Origin of the sequence: Pseudomonas vlassakiae, from assembly GCF_014269035.2 — a bacterium.
GTDB lineage: Bacteria > Pseudomonadota > Gammaproteobacteria > Pseudomonadales > Pseudomonadaceae > Aquipseudomonas > Aquipseudomonas vlassakiae.
Map to the genome: position 1 here is coordinate 24,318 of NZ_JABWRP020000009.1, position 18,671 is coordinate 42,988.

Sequence of the window (18,671 nt, forward strand, 5' to 3'; positions counted from 1 at the left end):
TCTTACCGGGCCGAAGCGAGTTGAGTGAAAGCGGAACCGAGCCACTGCTGCACGCCGGTCATGGTGGCGGCAGAGGTGTCGAGGAACGGCTGCGGATACACGCCCAGCAGGATCAGCAGTACCGCCAGGCCCAGCACCATGACCAGCTCGCGACCGTCCATGCCGGCCAGCACGGTGTCGGCCTTGGCCGGGCCGAAGTAGGCGCGGTGGATCATGATCAGCGAGTACACCGAACCGAATACCAGGCCGGTGGTGGCGATCACGGTGATCCACGGTACATGCACGAAGCTGCCGATCAGGATCAGGAACTCGCCGACGAAGTTGCCGGTACCTGGCAGGCCCAGCGACGCGGCGGCGAAGAATAGGCTGATGGCTGGGAGGTAGGCAATGCGGTGCCACAGGCCGCCCATCTGGCGCATGTCACGGGTGTGCAGGCGCTCGTACAGCTGGCCCGACAGGATGAACAGCGCGGCAGCCGACAGGCCGTGGGCCAGCATCTGGATCACCGCGCCTTGCAGGGCCTGCTGGCTGCCGGAGTAGATACCGATCAGCACGAAGCCCATGTGCGAAACGCTGGAGAAGGCGATCAGGCGCTTGATGTCGGTCTGCGCGAAGGCCAGGAAGGCGCCGTAGAAGATACCGATCAGGCCCAGGGTCATGGCGATGGGGGCAAACTCGGCCGAGGCGTTCGGGAACAGCGGCAGGGCGAAGCGCAGCAGGCCATAGGCCGCGGTCTTCAGCAGGATACCGGCCAGGTCCACGGAACCTGCGGTCGGCGCCTGGGCGTGAGCGTCAGGCAGCCAGGAGTGGAACGGCACCACCGGCAGCTTCACCGCGAAGGCGATGAAGAAGCCCAGCATCAGCAGGTACTCGGTACCGGCCGGCAGCTCGGCCTTGAGCAGGTCGCTGTAATTGAAGGTGATCACACCAGTGTTGCTGTAGTTGACCAGCACCAGGCCCAGGATCGCCACCAGCATGATCAGGCCGCTGGCCTGGGTGAAGATGAAGAACTTGGTCGCCGCGTAGATCCGGGTCTTCTTGCCATCTGCCGAGCTGTGACCCCAGAGCGCGATGAGGAAGTACATCGGCACCAGCATCATTTCCCAGAAGAAGAAGAACAGGAACAGGTCCAGGGCCAGGAACACACCGACCACGCCGCCGAGGATCCACATCAGGTTGAGGTGGAAGAAGCCGACGTGGCGCTGGATCTCTTTCCAGGAGCACAGTACCGACAGCACACCGAGCAGGCCGGTGAGCAGGATCATCAGCAGCGACAGGCCATCGAGGGCCAGGTGGATACTGATGCCGAAGCGCTGGATCCACTGGACTTTGTATTCCAGGGCCCAGGCAGGCTCGCCACCCGGAGCGGGCGCCAGGGTGTAGTCGCCGTTGGCCCACAGGTACAGGCCGATGCCGAGCAGCAGGGACATGGTCAGCAGCGCGATCCAGCGCGGCAGGGTGGCGCCGAAGCGCTCACCCAGCCAGCACAGGAGGCCGCCGATGAAGGGGATCAGGATCAGCCAAGGCAAAATCATGACGGGTTGGTTTCCTTTCGCAGAGTCGCAAGGTTCGCAAAATTCATGGTCATACCGCTGCCACTACTACAGCGCCGAGTACCAGCACTGCGCCAACGGCGATCGAAGCGGTGTACCAGCGCAGCTGGCCGGTCTCGGTCTTGCTCATGGCGACGTTGCCGCCGCGAGCCAGGCGCGGGATCAGGCCGATGCTGCGGTCAACCGGATCCTTGCGCAGGACGTGGCTGATCAGCAGGTAAGGTTTGACGAACAGCTTGTCGTAGATCCAGTCGAAGCCCCAGGCAGCGAACCACCAGGCCGACAGCACACGGCCGATGCCGCTGTTGGCGACCGCGCTGACGAAGCTGCGCTTGCCCAGGAACAGCAGGGCCGACAGCAGGATGCCGGCGATGGCGATGGCACCCGAGGTGATCTCCAGCGCGTGCTTGGCTTCGCCACCGGCATGGCCGGCGCTCTCCGGCAGTACACCGGCCAGCGGCGGGGTGATCCAGGCGCCGACGAAGGTCGACAGCACGATCAGCACGCCCAGCGGCAGCCAGTGGCTGATGCCGTGGCCAGCGTGGGCTTCGGTCTTGGCTTCACCGTGGAAGGCGATGAAGATCAGGCGGAAGGTGTACAGCGAGGTCATGAACGCACCGACCAGGCCGGCGTACAGCAGGCCGGTGTTGCCGCTGGCGAAGGCTTCCCAGAGGATTTCGTCCTTGGAGTAGAAGCCCACGGTCACGATCGGCAAGGCTGCCAGGGCAGCACCACCGACCACGAAGCTGGCGTAGGCCAGTGGCAGTTTCTTCCACAGGCCGCCCATCTTGAAGATGTTCTGCTCGTGGTGGCAGGCAACGATCACCGCACCGGAGGCCAGGAACAGCAGGGCCTTGAAGAAGGCGTGGGTCATCAGGTGGAAGATCGCCGCGTCCCAGGCACCTACGCCCAGGGCGAGGAACATGTAGCCGATCTGGCTCATGGTCGAGTAGGCGAGGATACGCTTGATGTCGGTTTGCACCAGCGCGGCGAAGCCGGCCAGTACCAGGGTCACGCCACCGACCACGCCTACCAGGTGCAGGATGTCCGGCGCCAGCAGGAACAGGCCGTTGGTACGGGCGATCAGGTACACGCCCGCAGTCACCATGGTCGCCGCGTGGATCAGTGCCGAAACCGGAGTCGGGCCCGCCATCGCGTCGGCCAGCCAGGTCTGCAGCGGCAGCTGGGCCGATTTACCGACCGCGCCACCCAGCAGCATCAGGGTCGCCAGGACCATCCAGGTGTCGCCAGCCTGGAACTTCTGCGGTGCCAGCACCAGCAGTTCCTGCACGTTCAGGGTACCCAGCTGGGCGAACAGGATGAACAGGCCGATGGCCATGAACACGTCGCCGATACGGGTGACGATGAACGCCTTGAGTGCCGCGTTACCGTTGTTGCGGTTGCTGTAGTAGAAACCGATCAACAGGTACGAGCACAGGCCCACGCCTTCCCAGCCGAAGTAGATGAACAGCAGGTTATCGCCGAGGATCAGGAACAGCATGCTGGCGATGAACAGGTTGGTGTACGAGAAGAAGCGCGAGTAACCGGCTTCGCCACGCATGTACCAGGAGGCGAACAGGTGGATCAGGAAGCCGACACCGGTGACCACGCCGAGCATGGTGACCGACAGGCCGTCCAGGTACAGGGTGAAGTTCGGCGCGAAGCCGTCCACCGACATCCACTGCCACAGCAGCTGGCTGTAGGCGCCACCCTCAGGCGGGGCGACGTTGAACTGCCAGATGACGTAGGCGGCGGTGGCGGCCGACAGGCCCACCGAGCCGACGCCGATCAGGGCGGACAGGTTCTCCGAGAACCGCCCGCGCGAGAACGACAGCAGCAGGAAGCCGACGAGGGGGAAGACGAAAGTCAGGAAGAGAAGGTTCATCCGCGCATCTCACTGGCAGCATCGATGTCGAGAGTGTGGAAGCGGCGATACAGCTGCAGCAGGATCGCCAGGCCAATGCTGGCCTCGGCGGCTGCCAGGCTGATCACCAGAATGAACATCACCTGGCCGTCGGGCTGGACCCAACGGGCACCGGCGACGATGAACGCCAGGGCAGAGGCGTTCATCATGACTTCCAGGCTCATGAGCACGAAGAGGATGTTGCGGCGGACCATCAGGCCAACCAGACCTAAGCAGAACAGGATGCCGGCGACTGCCAGACCATGCTCGAGAGGGATAGCACCCATGATTTACTCCTTCGCCTCGTTGCGGCCCAGGTGGAAGGCGGTGACGGCTGCAGCGAGCAGCAGCATCGAGGCCAGTTCGACCACCAGCAGGTACGGGCCGAACAGGCTGATACCCACTGCTTTCGCGCCGACGGTGGTACCGCTGATGGCCGCGCCGCTCGGCGCGACGAACAGCACGTACAGCAGCTCCAGCAGCAGCAGGGCGGCCAGGATCACCGGCCCGGCCCAGATGCCGGGCTTGAGCCAGCCCCGTTCCTGGGCGACCGAAGCCGGCCCGAGGTTGAGCATCATCACCACGAAGACGAACAGCACCATGATGGCGCCGGCGTAGGCGATCACTTCCAGGGCGCCGGCAAACGGCGCGCCCAGGGCGAAGAAGATCATCGCGACGGAAATCAGCGAGATGATCAGGTAAAGCAAGGCGTGCACGGGGTTGGTGCCCGTCACCACCCGGAGGGTGGAGACCACGGCGATCCCGGATGCGAAGTAGAAAGCGAATTCCATCTTTCTGTCCTTATGGGAGCAAGCTCTTCACGTTGATCGGCTCGGCTTCGTTCTGCGCAGCGCCCTTCGGCTTGCCAGCGATCGCCATACCCGCAACACGGTAGAAGTTGTAGTCAGGGTTCTTGCCGGGGCCGGAGATCAGCAGATCTTCTTTCTCGTACACCAGGTCCTGACGCTTGAACTCGGCCATTTCGAAATCCGGAGTCAGCTGGATCGCGGTGGTCGGGCATGCTTCTTCACACAGGCCACAGAAGATGCAGCGCGAGAAGTTGATGCGGAAGAACTCCGGGTACCAGCGGCCGTCCTCGGTCTCGGCCTTCTGCAGCGAAATGCAGCCGACCGGGCAGGCCACCGCGCAGAGGTTGCACGCTACGCAGCGCTCCTCGCCATCGGGGTCGCGGGTGAGGACGATGCGGCCGCGGTAGCGCGGCGGCAGGTACACGGGTTCTTCGGGGTACTGCAGGGTATCGCGCTTGCGGAACCCGTGGGAGAACACCATTGCCAGGCTGCGCAGCTGGGTGCCGGTGCCCTTAACGATGTCGCCGATATACTTGAACATGGGTCAAATCCTCACTGGGCCGCGACGGCTGGCGTGTTGTAGAGCACGATCGCAGCGGTCACCAGCAAATTGATCAGGGTCAGCGGCAGGCAGAACTTCCAGCTGAAGTCCATCACCTGGTCATAGCGTGGGCGCGGGATCGAGGCGCGCAGCAGGATGAACAGCATGATGAAGAACGCGGTCTTCAGGGCGAACCACAGGAACGGCAGTTGCGGCAGGATGCCGAACGGGCCGTGCCAGCCGCCGAAGAACAGGGTCACCAGCAGCGCCGAGATGAGGATGATGCCGATGTACTCACCGACGAAGAACATGCCCCATTTCATGCCGGCATACTCGATGTGGTAGCCGTCGGCCAGTTCCTGTTCCGCTTCCGGCTGGTCGAACGGGTGACGGTGGGTCACGGCGACGCCAGCGATGAAGAAGGTGCAGAAGCCGAAGAACTGCGGAATGATGAACCACAGGTTCTGAGCCTGGTATTCAACGATGTCGCGCATGTTGAACGAGCCCACCTGCACCACCACGCCCATCAGCGCCAGGCCCAGGAACACTTCGTACGACACGGTCTGGGCCGAGGCACGCAAGCTGCCCAGCAGGGCGTACTTGTTGTTCGACGACCAGCCGGCGAACAGCACTGCGTAGACCGACAGGCCGGCCATGGCGAAGAAGAACAGCAGGCCGATGTTCAGGTCGGCGACGCCCCACAGCGGGGTGATCGGGATCACGCAGAAGGCGATCAGCAGGGCACTCATGGCCACCACTGGCGCCAGGGTGAAAATCATCCGATCGACGAAGGGCGGGTTCCAGTCTTCCTTGAAGAACATCTTCAGCATGTCGGCAGCGATCTGGAACATGCCGAACGGGCCGACGCGGTTCGGACCGTAACGGTCCTGCCACCAGCCCAGCAGGCGCCGCTCGACGAAGCTGAGCAGCGCGCCGCAGACCACCACCGCGAGCAGGACCACGATGGCCCGGACCACGGTGAGGATCACATCGATCACTTCGGGGGTGAACCAGCTCATTGTGCTGCCTCCTGCAGACCTTCGACGGATGCACCGAAGATGGCAGGCGGGATGCCGGCCAGGCCTTTGGGCAGGGCAACCAGGCCAGCGCCCAGTTCTTCATTGATGCGCAGCGGCAGGCGCAGGGCCACGCCCGCGACGTTCAGGCTCAGCAGGGCGCCGTCGTTGACCCCCAGGCGGTCGGCTTCGGACTTGGCCAGCGCCACGTAGGCGGACGGGATGCGCTCTTGCACCGGGGCGGCGCGCGAAGAACTCTCTTCGCTGCCGAACAGATGGAAGAACGGTACCGCAGTCCAGGTCCCACGGGCCGGGTTGAACGCGCCGGGGATGGCGGTGAACCAGTTCAGGCGATCGCCTTGCGATTCGATCAGGCGTACGCCCGGGTCACCGGCACGCAGGTGACCACCGACCTCGTCCTGGAACTTGTTCCAGGCTTGCGGCGAGTTCCAGCCTGGCGACCAGGCGAACGGCACCTGCTGACGCGGTTCGGCCGAACCCGAGTAACCTTCCATGGAGAAGGCGAATGCGGTGTCCTTGTCCTGCGGGGTACGAGGCTCGTGCACGCTGATGTTGGCGCGCATGGCGGTACGGCCGGAGTAGCGCAGCGGCTCACGGGCCAGCTTCATGCCCTTGATGCGGAACGCGGCGCTTGGCGCGGCGTTGACGATGCCAGCCAGTTGCGGGGCAGCTTCGGCGCAGGCGCTGGTGACATGGTCCAGTTGGGTCCAGTCGACCGGCTTGTTGAGCAGGGTGGCACGCAGGGCGTGCATCCAGCGCCAGCCTTCGTGCACCAGGATGCTGCTGTCCAGGTACTGCGGGTCGAACACCTGGAAGAAGCGCTGGGCGCGGCCTTCCTGGCTGACCAGGGTACCGTCGCCTTCGGCGAAGGATGCAGCCGGCAGCACCAGGTGGGCGCGGTCGACAGTGGCCGTCTTGGAATGGTCGGCGACGATCACCACCTTGGCCGCAGCCAGGGCTGCGTCGACCTTGGCGGCCGGTACGCGGGCGTACAGGTCGTTCTCCAGTACGACAATGGCGTCGGCCTTGCCGCTGATGACGGCATCCAGTGCGGCATCGACCGACTCGCCACCCAGCATGGCCATGCCGAGGCTGTTGGCCTCAGGCACTACCAGGCTCAGCGAACCGTTCTTCTCGCGCAGTTTCAGGGCCTTGGCGATGTTGGCGGCAGCTTCGATCAGTGCCGGGTCGGCCAGCGAGGTACCGGCCACGACCAGTGGGCGCTTGGCGGCGACCAGGGCATCGGCGATGCGTTGGGCCAAGGCATGGGCTTCGTCGTCCAGGCCGGCGACTGCCGGTGCGCTCGGGTCGATGGCGTGGGCCACGGCGAAACCGATGCGGGCCAGGTCGGCCGGGGCGGCGTGCACGCATTCTTCAGCGACGTCGTCCAGCTTGGTTTCCGCCAGCGAGGCAATGAACAGCGGGTACAGCGCGTGCTGGCCGATGTTCTTCACGGCAGCGTCGAGCCACGGCTGAACCTTCATCGCCTCGGCCATGGCCTCGGCCTTGCCCTTGGTGGCCTGGCGTACGGCCAGGGCAACCCGGGCTGCGGTCTGGGTCAGGTCTTCACCGAGCACGAACACGGCGTCGTGGTCTTCGATGTCGCGCAGGGTCGGGACTGGCAGCGGGCTGTTGTTCAGCACATCCAGGACCAGGCGGACGCGGGCCAGTTCGCCTGCTTCCATGCCGGAGTAGAAGTAGTCGGCGCCGACCAGCTCACGCAGGCCGTAGTTGCTTTCGAGGCTGGCGCGTGGCGAACCGATACCGACGATGGTGCGGCCGCGCAGCAGGTCGGCGGCCTTGTCCAGGGCAGCGTCCAGGCCCAGCTTGGTGCCGTCGGCCAGGTGTGGCTGGCGCGGGCGGTCCTTGCGGTTGACATAGCCATAGCCGAAGCGGCCGCGGTCGCACAGGAAGTACTGGTTGACCGAACCGTTGAAGCGGTTCTCGATGCGGCGCAGTTCGCCGTAGCGCTCGCCCGGGCTGATGTTGCAGCCGCTGGAGCAGCCATGGCAGATGCTTGGGGCGAACTGCATGTCCCACTTGCGGTTGTAGCGCTCGGAGTGGGTCTTGTCGGTGAATACGCCGGTCGGGCAGACCTCGGTCAGGTTGCCGGAGAACTCGCTTTCCAGCACGCCGTCTTCGACGCGGCCGAAGTACACGTTGTCGTGGGCGCCGTAAACGCCCAGGTCGGTACCACCGGCATAGTCCTTGTAGTAGCGCACGCAGCGGTAGCAGGCGATGCAGCGGTTCATCTCATGGGCGATGAACGGGCCAAGGTCCTGGTTCTGGTGGGTACGCTTGGTGAAACGGTAGCGGCGCTCGTTGTGGCCGGTCATCACCGTCATGTCTTGCAGGTGGCAGTGGCCGCCTTCCTCGCACACCGGGCAGTCGTGCGGGTGGTTGGTCATCAGCCATTCGACGACGCTGGCGCGGAACGCCTTGGACTCTTCATCGTCGATGGAAATCCAGGTGCCGTCGGAGGCAGGGGTCATGCAGGACATGACGATACGACCACGGGTGTCGTTCTCGTCGGTGTACTGCTTGACCGCACACTGCCGGCAGGCGCCGACGCTACCAAGCGCCGGGTGCCAGCAGAAATAAGGGATGTCGAGGCCGAGCGACAGACACGCCTGTAACAGGTTGTCTGCACCGTTGACTTCGAGCGCTTTGCCGTCTACGTGGATAGTGGCCATTGTTCAAAGTTCTTCGTTGGCCCGCGTGAGCGGGCGTGGCTAATGGAAATCGGTGAGCTTGCGACACGCCACGATCGACTCGGGCCTGTCAGCTGGCGAGCGGCTCGGGCCACCCGCCTTGTCATCTTGTTATGCGCCGACCACGATCGGTTTGGCCAGGTCAGGGCGCAGGGTGCCTGCAGCGGACGCTGGCGCGACACCCGCCTCGAACTCGGACCGGAAGTATTTGATAGCACTGCCCAACGGCTCGACGGCACCCGGTGCGTGAGCACAGAAGGTACGGCCCGGGCCGAGGAAGTTGACCAGGCCCAGCAGCGTCTCGATGTCTTCGGCGCGGCCCTGGCCTTTCTCCAGTGCGCGCAGCATCTTCACGCTCCACGGCAGGCCGTCACGGCACGGGGTGCACCAGCCGCACGACTCGCGGGCAAAGAACTCTTCCATGTTGCGCAGCAGCGAGACCATGTTGATGCTGTCGTCGACCGCCATGGCCAAGCCGGTACCCATCCGGGTGCCGACCTTGGCGATGCCACCGGCATACATCTGGGCGTCGAGGTGCTCGGGCAGCAGGAAGCCGGTACCGGCGCCGCCTGGCTGCCAGCACTTGAGCTTGTAGCCGTCGCGCATGCCACCGGCGTAGTCTTCGAACAGCTCGCGGGCGGTAACGCCGAACGGCAGTTCCCACAGGCCTGGGTTCTTCACCTTGCCGGAGAAGCCCATCAGCTTGGTGCCGTGGTCTTCGCTGCCTTCACGGGCCAGCGACTTGTACCAGTCGTTGCCGTTGGCGACGATGGCCGGGACGTTGCACAGGGTTTCGACGTTGTTTACGCACGTTGGCTTGCCCCATACGCCAACGGCGGCTGGGAAGGGCGGCTTGGAGCGCGGGTTGGCGCGGCGGCCTTCGAGGGAGTTGATCAGCGCGGTTTCTTCACCGCAGATGTAGCGCCCGGCGCCGGTGTGCACGAACAGTTCGAAATCGAAACCGCTACCGAGAATGTTCTTGCCCAGCAGGCCGGCGGCCTTGGCTTCGTCGATGGCGCGGTTGAGGTTCTTCGCCGCGGTGGTGTATTCGCCACGCAGGAAGATGTAGCCACGGTAGGCCTTCAGGGCGCGGGCGCTGATCAGCATGCCCTCGACCAGCAGATGGGGCTGTTGCTCCATCAGCATGCGGTCCTTCCAGGTGTTCGGTTCCATTTCGTCCGCGTTGCACAGCAGGTAGCGGATGTTCATGGATTCGTCTTTGGGCATCAGGCCCCACTTCACGCCAGTGGGGAAGCCCGCGCCACCGCGGCCCTTGAGGCCGGAGTCCTTGACGCTCTGCACGATGTCGTCGGCGGACATGTCGGCCAGCGCCTTGCGCGCGGCGGCGTAGCCGTTCTTCGACTGGTACTCGGCCAGCCAGACCGGCTCGCCGTCATCACGCAGGCGCCAGGTCAGCGGGTGGGTTTCGGCCGAGCGCGCGATGCGGTTGGCCGGGCCGAAGGAAGTCATGGTCATACGTAACCCTCCAGCAGTTTGGAAACGCCAGCCGGCTGCACGTCACCGAAGGTGTCGTCGTCGATCATCAGCGCCGGGGCCTTGTCACAGTTGCCCAGGCAGCACACCGGCAGCAGGGTGAAGCGCCCGTCCGCGGTGGTCTGGCCGAGGCCGATGCCCAGTTCGCTCTGGATCTGGCTGACCACCGATTCGTGGCCACCGATGTAGCAGACCATGCTGTCGCACACGCGGATGATGTGGCGGCCCACCGGCTGGCGGAAGATCTGGCTGTAGAAGGTGGCCACACCCTCGACGTCGCTGGCCGGGATGCCCAGCACTTCGCCGATGGCGTGGATGGCGCCGTCCGGCACCCAGCCACGTTCCTTCTGGACGATCTTCAGGGCTTCGATGGACGCCGCGCGCGGGTCCTCGTAGTGATGCATTTCGTGCTCGATGGCCGAGCGCTCGGTTTCGCTCAGGGCGAAACGGTCTGTCTGGATAAGCGTGCTGTTCATGCTTAGCGGTCCACGTCAGCCATAACGAAGTCGATACTGCCCAGGTACGCAATGAGGTCGGCGACCATGCTGCCTTTGATCACCGAAGGGATCTGCTGCAGGTGCGGGTAGCTCGGGGTACGGATCCGGGTGCGGTAGCTCATGGTGCCGCCATCGCTCGTCAGGTAGTAACTGTTGATGCCCTTGGTCGCCTCGATCATCTGGAACGACTCGTTGGCCGGCATGACCGGGCCCCACGAGACTTGCAGGAAGTGCGTGATCAGGGTTTCGATGTGCTGCAGGGTGCGCTCTTTCGGCGGCGGCGTGGTCAGCGGGTGGTCCGCCTTGTACGGGCCTTCCGGCATGTTGCGCAGGCACTGGTCGATGATGCGGATACTCTGGCGCATCTCTTCGACACGGACCATGCAGCGGTCATAGGCATCGCCGTTGTGGGCCAGCGGTACTTCGAACTCGAAGTTCTCGTAGCCGGAGTAGGGGCGCGCTTTGCGCAGGTCGAAGTCGCAGCCGGTGGCACGCAGGCCGGCACCGGTGGTACCCCAGGCCAGGGCTTCCTTGGTGTTGTACGCGGCAACGCCAATGGTACGACCCTTGAGGATGCTGTTGCGCAGGGCGGCCTTCTCGTACTCGTCGAGGCGCTTGGGCAGCCATTCGACGAAGTCCTTGACCAGCTTGTCCCAGCCGCGTGGCAGGTCGTGGGCGACGCCACCGATGCGGTACCAGGCCGGGTGCAGGCGGAAGCCGGTGATCGCCTCGATCACGGTGTAGGCGCGCTGGCGGTCGGTGAAGGTGAAGAATACCGGGGTCATGGCACCGACGTCCTGGATGTAGGTACCCAGGAACAGCAGGTGGCTGGTGATACGGAAGAACTCGGCCAGCATCACGCGGATGGTGTCGACCTTCTGTGGCACCTTGATGCCGGCCAGCTTCTCGACCGCGAGCACGTACGGCAGGTTGTTCATCACCCCGCCGAGGTAGTCGATACGGTCGGTGTAGGGAATGAAGCTGTGCCAGGACTGGCGCTCGGCCATTTTTTCGGCACCACGGTGGTGGTAACCGATGTCCGGCACGCAGTCGACGATCTCTTCACCGTCCAGCTGCAGGACGATACGGAAGGCACCGTGGGCCGAAGGGTGGTTCGGGCCGAGGTTGAGGAACATGTAGTCCTCGTTGGCGCCCTGACGCTTCATGCCCCAGGCTTCGGGGTTGAAACGCGCCGATTCCTCTTCAAGCTGCTGCTTGGCCAGGGTCAGGCTGTACGGGTCGAACTCGGTGGCGCGGGCAGGGTAGTCCTTGCGCAGCGGGTGACCTTCCCAGGTCGGCGGCATCATGATGCGGCTCAGGTGCGGGTGGCCGGCAAAGTCGATGCCGAACATGTCCCAGACTTCGCGCTCGTACCAGTTGGCGTTGGGCCAGATGCCGGTCACGGTCGGCAGGTTCAGGTCGCCTTCGCTGAGCGACACCTTGATCATCACGTCGCTGTTACGTTCGATCGACAGCAAGTGGTAGAACACGCTGAAGTCGGCAGCGGGCAGGCCGCGGCGCTGGGTGCGCAGGCGCTCGTCGACGCCGTGCAGGTCGTACAGCATGCTGTACGGCTTGGCGACGCCGCGCAGGAAGCTCAGCACCTCCTTGAGCTGGGCGCGCTTTACCCACAGCACTGGCATGCCAGTGCGGGTTTCCTGGGCGACGAATGCGTCGGCGCCAAAACGGTTGTGCAGTTCGACGACCACATCCTGGTCGTCTGCCTTGTAGGGCGGAATGAAAATAGCGTTGTCCGCTGTCATGGTCTCGGTCGCTTTGGGTCAGCGTTAAGAATGAAGCCAGGCCGCCGGCTCTTTCGGGAGCGGGCGGCAGGTCGCTGGATCAGACTTCGTCGGGGCTGCGCAGGTTGGTTACCGCAATGCGCTGTTCACGACGCAGGTCCTTCTGGGCTGGCATCTCGGCACGGTAGATGCCTTGATCACCAACCACCCAGGAAAGCGGGCGTCGTTCTTGGCCAATCGACTCCTGCAGCAGCATCAAGCCTTGCAGGAAAGCCTCAGGGCGCGGCGGGCAGCCAGGCACGTAGACGTCCACGGGGAGGAACTTGTCGACCCCCTGAACGACCGAGTAGATGTCGTACATGCCACCGGAGTTGGCGCACGAACCCATGGAGATGACCCACTTCGGTTCGAGCATCTGCTCATACAGGCGCTGGATGATCGGCGCCATTTTGACGAAGCAGGTACCGGCGATGACCATGAAGTCGGCCTGGCGCGGCGAGGCCCGGATGACTTCGGCGCCGAAGCGGGCGATGTCGTGGGGCGCCGTGAAGGCCGTGGTCATTTCCACGTAGCAGCAGGACAGGCCGAAGTTGTACGGCCAGAGGGAGTTCTTGCGACCCCAGTTGACCGCGCCACGCATCACATCTTCAAGCTTGCCCATGAAGATGTTCTTGTGGACCTGGTCCTCGAGCAGCTGGTCGGTGACGGTTTCCCGATCACCTACCGGGTATTGCTCGTTGGGCGCATCCGGATCGATTCTGGTGAGATTGTATTGCATTGCCAAAGCCTCATTGTTTCAGCTTCGCTTGCCGCTTGCGGCGACCTTCGGGTGCCCAGTCAAGGGCTCCGACGCGCCATAGGTAGACAAGACCAGCCAACAGAATTGCTATGAAAACGAGTGCTTCGACGAATCCGGTCCAGCCACTTTCGCGGACGGACACAGACCATGCATACAGGAAGAGGGCTTCGATATCGAAGATCACGAACAGCATCGCGACCAGATAGAATTTGGCGGACAGGCGCAGGCGGGCGCTGCCGACGGGCAGCATGCCGGATTCGAAGGGTTCGTTCTTGGCACGGCCCCAGGCCTTGCTACCGAGCAGGCTGGACAGGCCGAGCATGAAGGCACACAGGCCGACGACACCCAGGAGGAAGATGGCAAAGCCCCAGTTGTGGGCGATGAGTCCTGCCGAATCGGACATGCTAGAAATCCTTATACAGAGACCCAGCTCTGCAGTCTGAAATAAGTAGAGCGGCGACGTGGTGTCGCAGGTGCAGTGACCAAATGTCGCAGCTGAATCAATCGGGCTGATTTTATGGGTAAACCCGGTGCAAGTAAAATTTCCGTTGCAAATTTATTCGTAGGATTTAGAACAAAACCCGCGCCTAACTGGCTGAAAGCCTTGAGATTCGGGCATTGCATGCGGTTTTGTTAATTATGTTTCTTGCGACTGGTAACGAATTACAAACTTCGTAATGATAATTAATATCATTTGACCTGATGCCTTCTAATTTGGCTCTTCTGTGCCTTGTAAAGTTCATCTGCAGATTCCCCCTACTTGTAAATGCGAAAGACTCGTGTTCTAGCAGCTTCCGACGCCACGTGCACCGCTCTGGGTCAATACTTTATCGGTTGCGTGATGACGTGCTGACGAAGCGATCGCCCACTGGCCGAGCCAGTAGGCGAGGATGATCAGGTACGGTGCGGCGGCAAAAGGGCTGACGAAGCGGTCGATGCCGATCAGGCTGTCGGAGAATACGAACAGGCAGGCGCCCAATGCGGCGACGCCGCCACAGGCAAGCGCGCGCCAGAGCATGGCGCTGATGGCCAGGGCATAGACCGAAACCGGAAACAGCAGGGGCCCAAGGCCGTGCTGCGCAAGCACGCTGAACAGGGTGATGCCGGTGATCGCGCTCAACAGTAAGGCGGGCAGGGCGGGGCGCAGGGTCTTGCCGCAATAGGCGCGCAAGTAGGTCAGGTGGGCGCAGAGGAAAGCGGCCAGACCGAACACGAACAGGTCGGTGGGGATGGCCAGGAGGATGTCGCCGAGTGCGGAGAACGCCAGGCCGGTGGTAATCCAGCGGCGGTAGGGCGTTATTGGGGCGCTGTATAGCCAGGCAATCAGTGCCATGACCGGAATAGGCTTGGCCAGCAGGCCGAGCAGGGCGTTGTCGTTGGCCAGTGCATATATATAGAAGGCAGCGGCGGCCAGGGCGAGCATCATCAGGTGGCGTGGACGGAGCATGGGCGGTCCTTGCTGCTGGGCTGCCACAAGCATAGTCCTTATCGCGAAATCTGCTTTGCCTGTACCGGCCCCTTCGCGGCTAAAGCCGCTCCTGCAGGTACTGCACAGCCTTCTGATTTTTGTAAGCGGCTTTAGCCGCGAAGGGCCGGTACAGGAAAAAAGAAAAGCCCAGGGCTTTCGCAAGCCCCGGGCCTCAATCAGCAATCCACGATCAGTGGAACTGCTCTTCCTCGGTCGAACCGGTCAGTGCAGTCACCGACGAAGCGCCACCCTGGATCACGGTGGTCATGTCGTCGAAGTAGCCGGTGCCGACTTCCTGCTGGTGCGCCACGAAGGTGTAGCCCTTGCTGGCGTCGGCGAATTCCTGCTCTTGCAGCTTCACGTAGGCGGTCATGTCGTTGCGGGCGTAGTCGTGCGCCAGGTTGAACATGCCGTGCCACATGTTGTGGATACCGGCCAGGGTGATGAACTGGTGCTTGTAACCCATGGCCGAGAGCTCGCGCTGGAACTTGGCGATGGTCGCGTCGTCCAGGTTCTTCTTCCAGTTGAAGGAAGGCGAGCAGTTGTACGACAGGATCTGGTCCGGGTACTCCTTCTTGATCGCTTCGGCGAAGCGGCGGGCTTCGTCCAGGTCCGGCTTGGCGGTTTCACACCAGATCAGGTCGGCGTACGGGGCATAGGCCAGGCCGCGGGCGATGGCCTGGTCCAGGCCGGCACGCACCTTGTAGAAGCCTTCACGGGTACGCTCGCCGATCACGAACGGCTGGTCGTACGGGTCGCAGTCGCTGGTCAGCAGGTCGGCGGCGTTGGCGTCGGTACGGGCCAGGATGATGGTCGGTACGCCCGATACGTCGGCAGCCAGTCGCGCAGCCACCAGCTTCTGTACGGCTTCCTGGGTCGGTACCAGTACCTTGCCACCCATGTGGCCGCATTTCTTCACCGAAGCCAGCTGGTCTTCGAAATGCACGCCGGCAGCGCCTGCCTCGATCATGTTCTTCATCAGCTCGTAGGCGTTCAGCACGCCGCCGAAACCGGCTTCGGCGTCCGCCACGATCGGCGCGAAGTAGTCGATGTAGCCTTCATCGCCCGGGTTCTTGCCGGCTTTCCACTGGATCTGGTCGGCGCGGCGGAATGCGTTGTTGATGCGCTTGACCACGGTCGGTACCGAGTCGACCGGGTACAACGACTGGTCAGGGTACATGGATTCGGCCGAGTTGTTGTCGGCGGCCACCTGCCAGCCAGACAGGTAGATGGCCTGGATGCCAGCCTTGACCTGCTGCACTGCCTGGCCGCCGGTCAGGGCGCCCATGCAGTTGACGAAATCTTTTTCTGGGCGGAAGGATGGGTGGGCACCTTCGGTGACCAGCTTCCACAGTTTTTCTGCACCCAGGCGGGCCAGGGTGTGCTCCGGCTGCAGGGAGCCACGCAGGCGAACGACATCAGCGGCGGTGTAGGTACGGGTCACGCCTTTCCAGCGCGGGTTCTCGGCCCAGTCTTTCTCGAGGGCTGCAATTTGCTGTTCGCGTGTCAGTGCCATGGAAATAAACCTCGTCGCATCGATCTTGGGGTAATTGTGCTGATGCTCGGGGCCGATCAGGGAAGCTGGCGGCTGTCCTGTTCGTGGAAGTGCGGCGGCGAACGTGAAGGCTCGAAGGGGAAGGAGGTGCAGGTCAGGCGCAGGTGCGCTCCGGCAGGTCGGCTCGTGGTTGCCTTGCTGCGGTGCTACGCGATTGCCAGAACTGCGGTGATGCGCTTCCGTCCCTCGGGACAACTTCTTCGTTGCAGTCGCAATCCCGTCGAACCGCCTTGTGGGCCGTATAGACACGAGGTGCCTCCAGGGGTGGGAGGAGGGCGCCTCGAAGGCCCTTGCCAGGGCCCCTGATTAGCGGGAGCGAGGCCATCATGCCCTTGGCAAAAAGACCCTGTCAAATGTTTTGTAGTGATTTTTTTCACTTACTACATCTTTGGTCTAATGCGACTTGGCGGTCAGTTTCAAGGCCTTTGGTCGAGGCCTTGAATTGCCTGGGATCAGTCCAGAAGGTCGACTTTGACGCGCAACGTCATGTTTTCACCCCGTTGCGTGCTGTAGGTGCGGCTTGAAGGGTTGCGGTCGGCTTGGCTCTGCTGGTTGTAGCCGGCCAGGGTGATCCACTCGCCGAGCCTGCCGGTGATGGTCGTGTCGGTACTTTGCACCTTCACTACATCGGCACGTTCCTGGCTCATTCGGTCATTATTGGTGCTTATTTGCAGACGAACCGTATCTCCGCTCAAGCTCGGCGTGACGTAGAAACCCTGGGTCACATTGCGGTATTCGGTGTTGCTCTGGATGCGCCCATAGCCGTCGGTGCTGGTGCTGGTGATCGGGATGCTCTGGCCGATCTGGATCAATGCCGGCTGACCTTCGCTGGCCTGGATTTGCTGCAAGCCGCCGTCGCGGTTGCTGGTGCCGTAGCGGATGACCTGGCCGTTGCCGCGGTTGTCCTGGTAATTGCTGTCGTTGTTGTCGACGCTGATCAGCAGGCGCTTGGGCGCGGTGTCCAGCTGTTGCAGCAGGGTGCGCAGGTCATCGATGCGCTCGGGGCTGGCGTTGACGATCAGCTTGTTCTCGAAGGCGCTGACCGTGCCGTCGCGGCCGATGAAGGCCTGGGCGGCGGGCAGCAGTTCGGCGCTGCTGCGATGCTGCAGGGGCACCACCTCGGTGGCGGCCTGGGCGGTGAGGCTGGTGGCCAGCAGCAGGGCAGTGAAGAGGGGGCGTAGCGGCATGTCCATGATCTCCGCAGATGGAATCAACATGATGGCAAATTTGTCAGCAGTTTGCCGGGCCTGGATCACAGCTACCCTTTGCTTGTTTGCCATGGAAGGGAGGAGGATGTTTTATCTTCTTTTATCTTGTAGGCTATAAATTATAGTTGGAAAGATAATTGAGGATAATGGCATGTCACCTTCCCGTCCGCTGCTGCGTCGCGATCAGTTGGCGAAGACCCTGGCCCAGGACCTGGCCGGCGAGTCGCTGGTCGATTACAGCTCCGGCATGTTCCTGGCTGCGCCTCGGCGTACCGGCAAGAGCACTTTCCTCAATAATGACTTTATCCCCGAGTGCGTGCAGCGTGGCTGGCTACCGGTGTATGTCGACCTGTGGTCGGACCGCGATGCCGCCCCGGCCGACCTGATCAGCGGCGCGATCGGCACCGCGCTGGGCAGTTTCGAGAGTGCGCTGGCCAAGGCCGCGAAGAAGGCCGGCATCGACAAGATCAACCTGCTGCGCACCCTCAGCTGGGACTTCACCCGCCCGCAACTGCCCGCCGGCACCACCCTGGCCCAGGCGCTGGCGGTGCTGCACCAGGTATCAGGGCAGATGGTGGTATTGATCATCGATGAAGCACAGCACGCGCTCAACAGCGAAGACGGCCTCAATGCGATGTTCGCCCTCAAGGCGGCGCGTGACCAACTCAATCGGGGGGCCGGCCCGGACGGCTTGCGCCTGGTGTTCACCGGCTCGAGCCGTGACAAGCTCGCCAACCTGGTGCTCAAGAGCAAGCAGCCATTCTTCGGGGCCAGCATCACGCCTTTCCCGTTGCTCGGTCGCGAGTATGTCGGTTTCATCACCGAACTGTGGAACCGCCGCCTGGCCGAGAGCAACCAGTTCAAGGCCGAGGATCTGGAATATGCCTTCGAGCTGGTGGGCCGACGCCCGGAAATGCTCAACAAGTTGCTCGCCGAGGTCAGCGTCGGCTTGGGTGAGGCGGCCAATCTGGGTCAATTGCTACGCACCGGGGCGCTCAACCACCAGGCCGGGGTGTGGAGCGACTACGAGAGTGCCTGGAACGAGCTGTCGCCCTTGCAACAGGCGGTGCTCGAAGTCATGGCCGAGCGAGCACAGGGCCGCCAGCCGTTCTCGCCGTTCACCGAGCAGACCTTGATCGATGTCGCGCGCAAGCTGGAGCAGGCCGGGGCCGACGTCAACGCCAGCACGCCCAATGTGCAGAAGGCCCTGGATGCCCTGCGCGACAAGGAACTGGTATGGAAGGCCAACCGAGGCGAGTACGCCCTGGAGGACGCGTCCATGGCGCAGTGGCTGACCCGCACAGGCCGATGACACGCCTTGCGGTGGCCGCTGTCAGACAAATTCCGTAACATC

Annotated in this window: 16 protein-coding genes; 1 reads left to right on the forward strand and 15 read right to left on the reverse strand. The window is 63.1% G+C overall.

Annotation, left to right across the window (positions count from 1 at the left end):
• Positions 1-2: 2 nt before the first annotated feature.
• From nuoM to HU738_RS13325, 15 genes are all read right to left on the reverse strand, one after another.
• Positions 3-1,535: an NADH-quinone oxidoreductase subunit M gene (gene nuoM / locus HU738_RS13255; protein WP_186603536.1), complete on the reverse strand. Its 1,533-nt coding sequence runs from the start codon at positions 1,533-1,535 to the stop codon at positions 3-5.
• A gap of 49 nt (positions 1,536-1,584) precedes the next feature.
• Positions 1,585-3,438, reverse strand: coding sequence for an NADH-quinone oxidoreductase subunit L (gene nuoL / locus HU738_RS13260; protein ID WP_099815219.1), 1,854 nt, complete (start codon positions 3,436-3,438; stop codon positions 1,585-1,587).
• On the reverse strand, positions 3,435-3,743 hold the full coding sequence (gene nuoK / locus HU738_RS13265) for an NADH-quinone oxidoreductase subunit NuoK (protein ID WP_008096201.1): 309 nt from the start codon (positions 3,741-3,743) through the stop codon (positions 3,435-3,437). The genes nuoL and nuoK overlap by 4 nt, the downstream gene beginning before the upstream one ends.
• Positions 3,744-3,746: 3 nt before the next feature.
• Positions 3,747-4,247 carry an NADH-quinone oxidoreductase subunit J gene (gene nuoJ / locus HU738_RS13270; protein ID WP_176508637.1) on the reverse strand — a complete coding sequence of 167 codons (501 nt, stop codon included), beginning with the start codon at positions 4,245-4,247 and terminating at the stop codon, positions 3,747-3,749.
• A 10-nt stretch (positions 4,248-4,257) separates the two neighbouring features.
• The gene (gene nuoI / locus HU738_RS13275) at positions 4,258-4,806 is read right to left on the reverse strand and encodes an NADH-quinone oxidoreductase subunit NuoI (RefSeq protein ID WP_016488223.1); all 549 of its coding nucleotides are present in this window, start codon (positions 4,804-4,806) and stop codon (positions 4,258-4,260) included.
• Between the two features lie 11 nt (positions 4,807-4,817).
• Positions 4,818-5,825, reverse strand: coding sequence for an NADH-quinone oxidoreductase subunit NuoH (gene nuoH / locus HU738_RS13280; RefSeq protein WP_176508636.1), 1,008 nt, complete (start codon positions 5,823-5,825; stop codon positions 4,818-4,820).
• Complete coding sequence (nuoG, locus tag HU738_RS13285; protein WP_186603535.1) at positions 5,822-8,536, reverse strand: NADH-quinone oxidoreductase subunit NuoG; 2,715 nt, start codon at positions 8,534-8,536, stop codon at positions 5,822-5,824. Before nuoG ends, nuoH begins: the two co-directional genes overlap by 4 nt.
• Positions 8,537-8,665: 129 nt before the next feature.
• Positions 8,666-10,030, reverse strand: coding sequence for an NADH-quinone oxidoreductase subunit NuoF (nuoF, locus tag HU738_RS13290; RefSeq protein ID WP_176508634.1), 1,365 nt, complete (start codon positions 10,028-10,030; stop codon positions 8,666-8,668).
• Positions 10,027-10,524: an NADH-quinone oxidoreductase subunit NuoE gene (nuoE, locus tag HU738_RS13295; RefSeq protein ID WP_003251433.1), complete on the reverse strand. Its 498-nt coding sequence runs from the start codon at positions 10,522-10,524 to the stop codon at positions 10,027-10,029. Before nuoE ends, nuoF begins: the two co-directional genes overlap by 4 nt.
• A 2-nt stretch (positions 10,525-10,526) precedes the next feature.
• On the reverse strand, positions 10,527-12,308 hold the full coding sequence (gene nuoC / locus HU738_RS13300) for an NADH-quinone oxidoreductase subunit C/D (protein ID WP_054884885.1): 1,782 nt from the start codon (positions 12,306-12,308) through the stop codon (positions 10,527-10,529).
• Positions 12,309-12,387: 79 nt separating this feature from the next.
• Positions 12,388-13,065, reverse strand: coding sequence for a NuoB/complex I 20 kDa subunit family protein (locus tag HU738_RS13305; RefSeq protein ID WP_027920598.1), 678 nt, complete (start codon positions 13,063-13,065; stop codon positions 12,388-12,390).
• Positions 13,066-13,075: 10 nt separating this feature from the next.
• Positions 13,076-13,489 (reverse strand): NADH-quinone oxidoreductase subunit A, encoded by a 414-nt coding sequence (locus HU738_RS13310; protein WP_011534614.1) that lies wholly within the window; start codon positions 13,487-13,489, stop codon positions 13,076-13,078.
• Between the two features lie 381 nt (positions 13,490-13,870).
• The gene (locus tag HU738_RS13315; protein ID WP_186603534.1) at positions 13,871-14,533 is read right to left on the reverse strand and encodes a lysoplasmalogenase; all 663 of its coding nucleotides are present in this window, start codon (positions 14,531-14,533) and stop codon (positions 13,871-13,873) included.
• 211 nt (positions 14,534-14,744) lie between these two features.
• A complete protein-coding gene (gene aceA, locus HU738_RS13320; RefSeq protein WP_176508632.1) occupies positions 14,745-16,070 on the reverse strand; it encodes an isocitrate lyase in 1,326 nt (441 codons plus the stop codon).
• A gap of 491 nt (positions 16,071-16,561) precedes the next feature.
• Entirely contained in the window at positions 16,562-17,326 is a 765-nt protein-coding gene (locus tag HU738_RS13325; RefSeq protein WP_186603533.1) for a secretin N-terminal domain-containing protein, read from the reverse strand.
• A 142-nt stretch (positions 17,327-17,468) separates the two neighbouring features.
• Between HU738_RS13325 and HU738_RS13330 the strand changes: the two genes are divergently transcribed.
• The gene (locus HU738_RS13330) at positions 17,469-18,629 is read left to right on the forward strand and encodes an ATP-binding protein (protein WP_186603532.1); all 1,161 of its coding nucleotides are present in this window, start codon (positions 17,469-17,471) and stop codon (positions 18,627-18,629) included.
• The last annotated feature ends 42 nt before the right edge of the window (positions 18,630-18,671 follow it).

What these genes read in the sequence shown, in the direction of transcription:
- nuoH (WP_176508636.1), bottom strand. Translation starts at nt 5,825, where the DNA reads ATGAGCTGGTTCACCCCCGAAGTGATCGATGTGATCCTCACCGTGGTC.
- nuoL (WP_099815219.1), bottom strand. Translation starts at nt 3,438, where the DNA reads ATGAACCTTCTCTTCCTGACTTTCGTCTTCCCCCTCGTCGGCTTCCTG.
- nuoE (WP_003251433.1), bottom strand. Translation starts at nt 10,524, where the DNA reads ATGAACAGCACGCTTATCCAGACAGACCGTTTCGCCCTGAGCGAAACC.
- HU738_RS13315 (WP_186603534.1), bottom strand. Translation starts at nt 14,533, where the DNA reads ATGCTCCGTCCACGCCACCTGATGATGCTCGCCCTGGCCGCCGCTGCC.
- HU738_RS13310 (WP_011534614.1), bottom strand. Translation starts at nt 13,489, where the DNA reads ATGTCCGATTCGGCAGGACTCATCGCCCACAACTGGGGCTTTGCCATC.
- aceA (WP_176508632.1), bottom strand. Translation starts at nt 16,070, where the DNA reads ATGGCACTGACACGCGAACAGCAAATTGCAGCCCTCGAGAAAGACTGG.
- HU738_RS13305 (WP_027920598.1), bottom strand. Translation starts at nt 13,065, where the DNA reads ATGCAATACAATCTCACCAGAATCGATCCGGATGCGCCCAACGAGCAA.
- nuoJ (WP_176508637.1), bottom strand. Translation starts at nt 4,247, where the DNA reads ATGGAATTCGCTTTCTACTTCGCATCCGGGATCGCCGTGGTCTCCACC.
- nuoI (WP_016488223.1), bottom strand. Translation starts at nt 4,806, where the DNA reads ATGTTCAAGTATATCGGCGACATCGTTAAGGGCACCGGCACCCAGCTG.
- HU738_RS13330 (WP_186603532.1), top strand. Translation starts at nt 17,469, where the DNA reads ATGTCACCTTCCCGTCCGCTGCTGCGTCGCGATCAGTTGGCGAAGACC.
- nuoC (WP_054884885.1), bottom strand. Translation starts at nt 12,308, where the DNA reads ATGACAGCGGACAACGCTATTTTCATTCCGCCCTACAAGGCAGACGAC.
- HU738_RS13325 (WP_186603533.1), bottom strand. Translation starts at nt 17,326, where the DNA reads ATGTTGATTCCATCTGCGGAGATCATGGACATGCCGCTACGCCCCCTC.
- nuoG (WP_186603535.1), bottom strand. Translation starts at nt 8,536, where the DNA reads ATGGCCACTATCCACGTAGACGGCAAAGCGCTCGAAGTCAACGGTGCA.
- nuoK (WP_008096201.1), bottom strand. Translation starts at nt 3,743, where the DNA reads ATGGGTGCTATCCCTCTCGAGCATGGTCTGGCAGTCGCCGGCATCCTG.
- nuoM (WP_186603536.1), bottom strand. Translation starts at nt 1,535, where the DNA reads ATGATTTTGCCTTGGCTGATCCTGATCCCCTTCATCGGCGGCCTCCTG.
- nuoF (WP_176508634.1), bottom strand. Translation starts at nt 10,030, where the DNA reads ATGACCATGACTTCCTTCGGCCCGGCCAACCGCATCGCGCGCTCGGCC.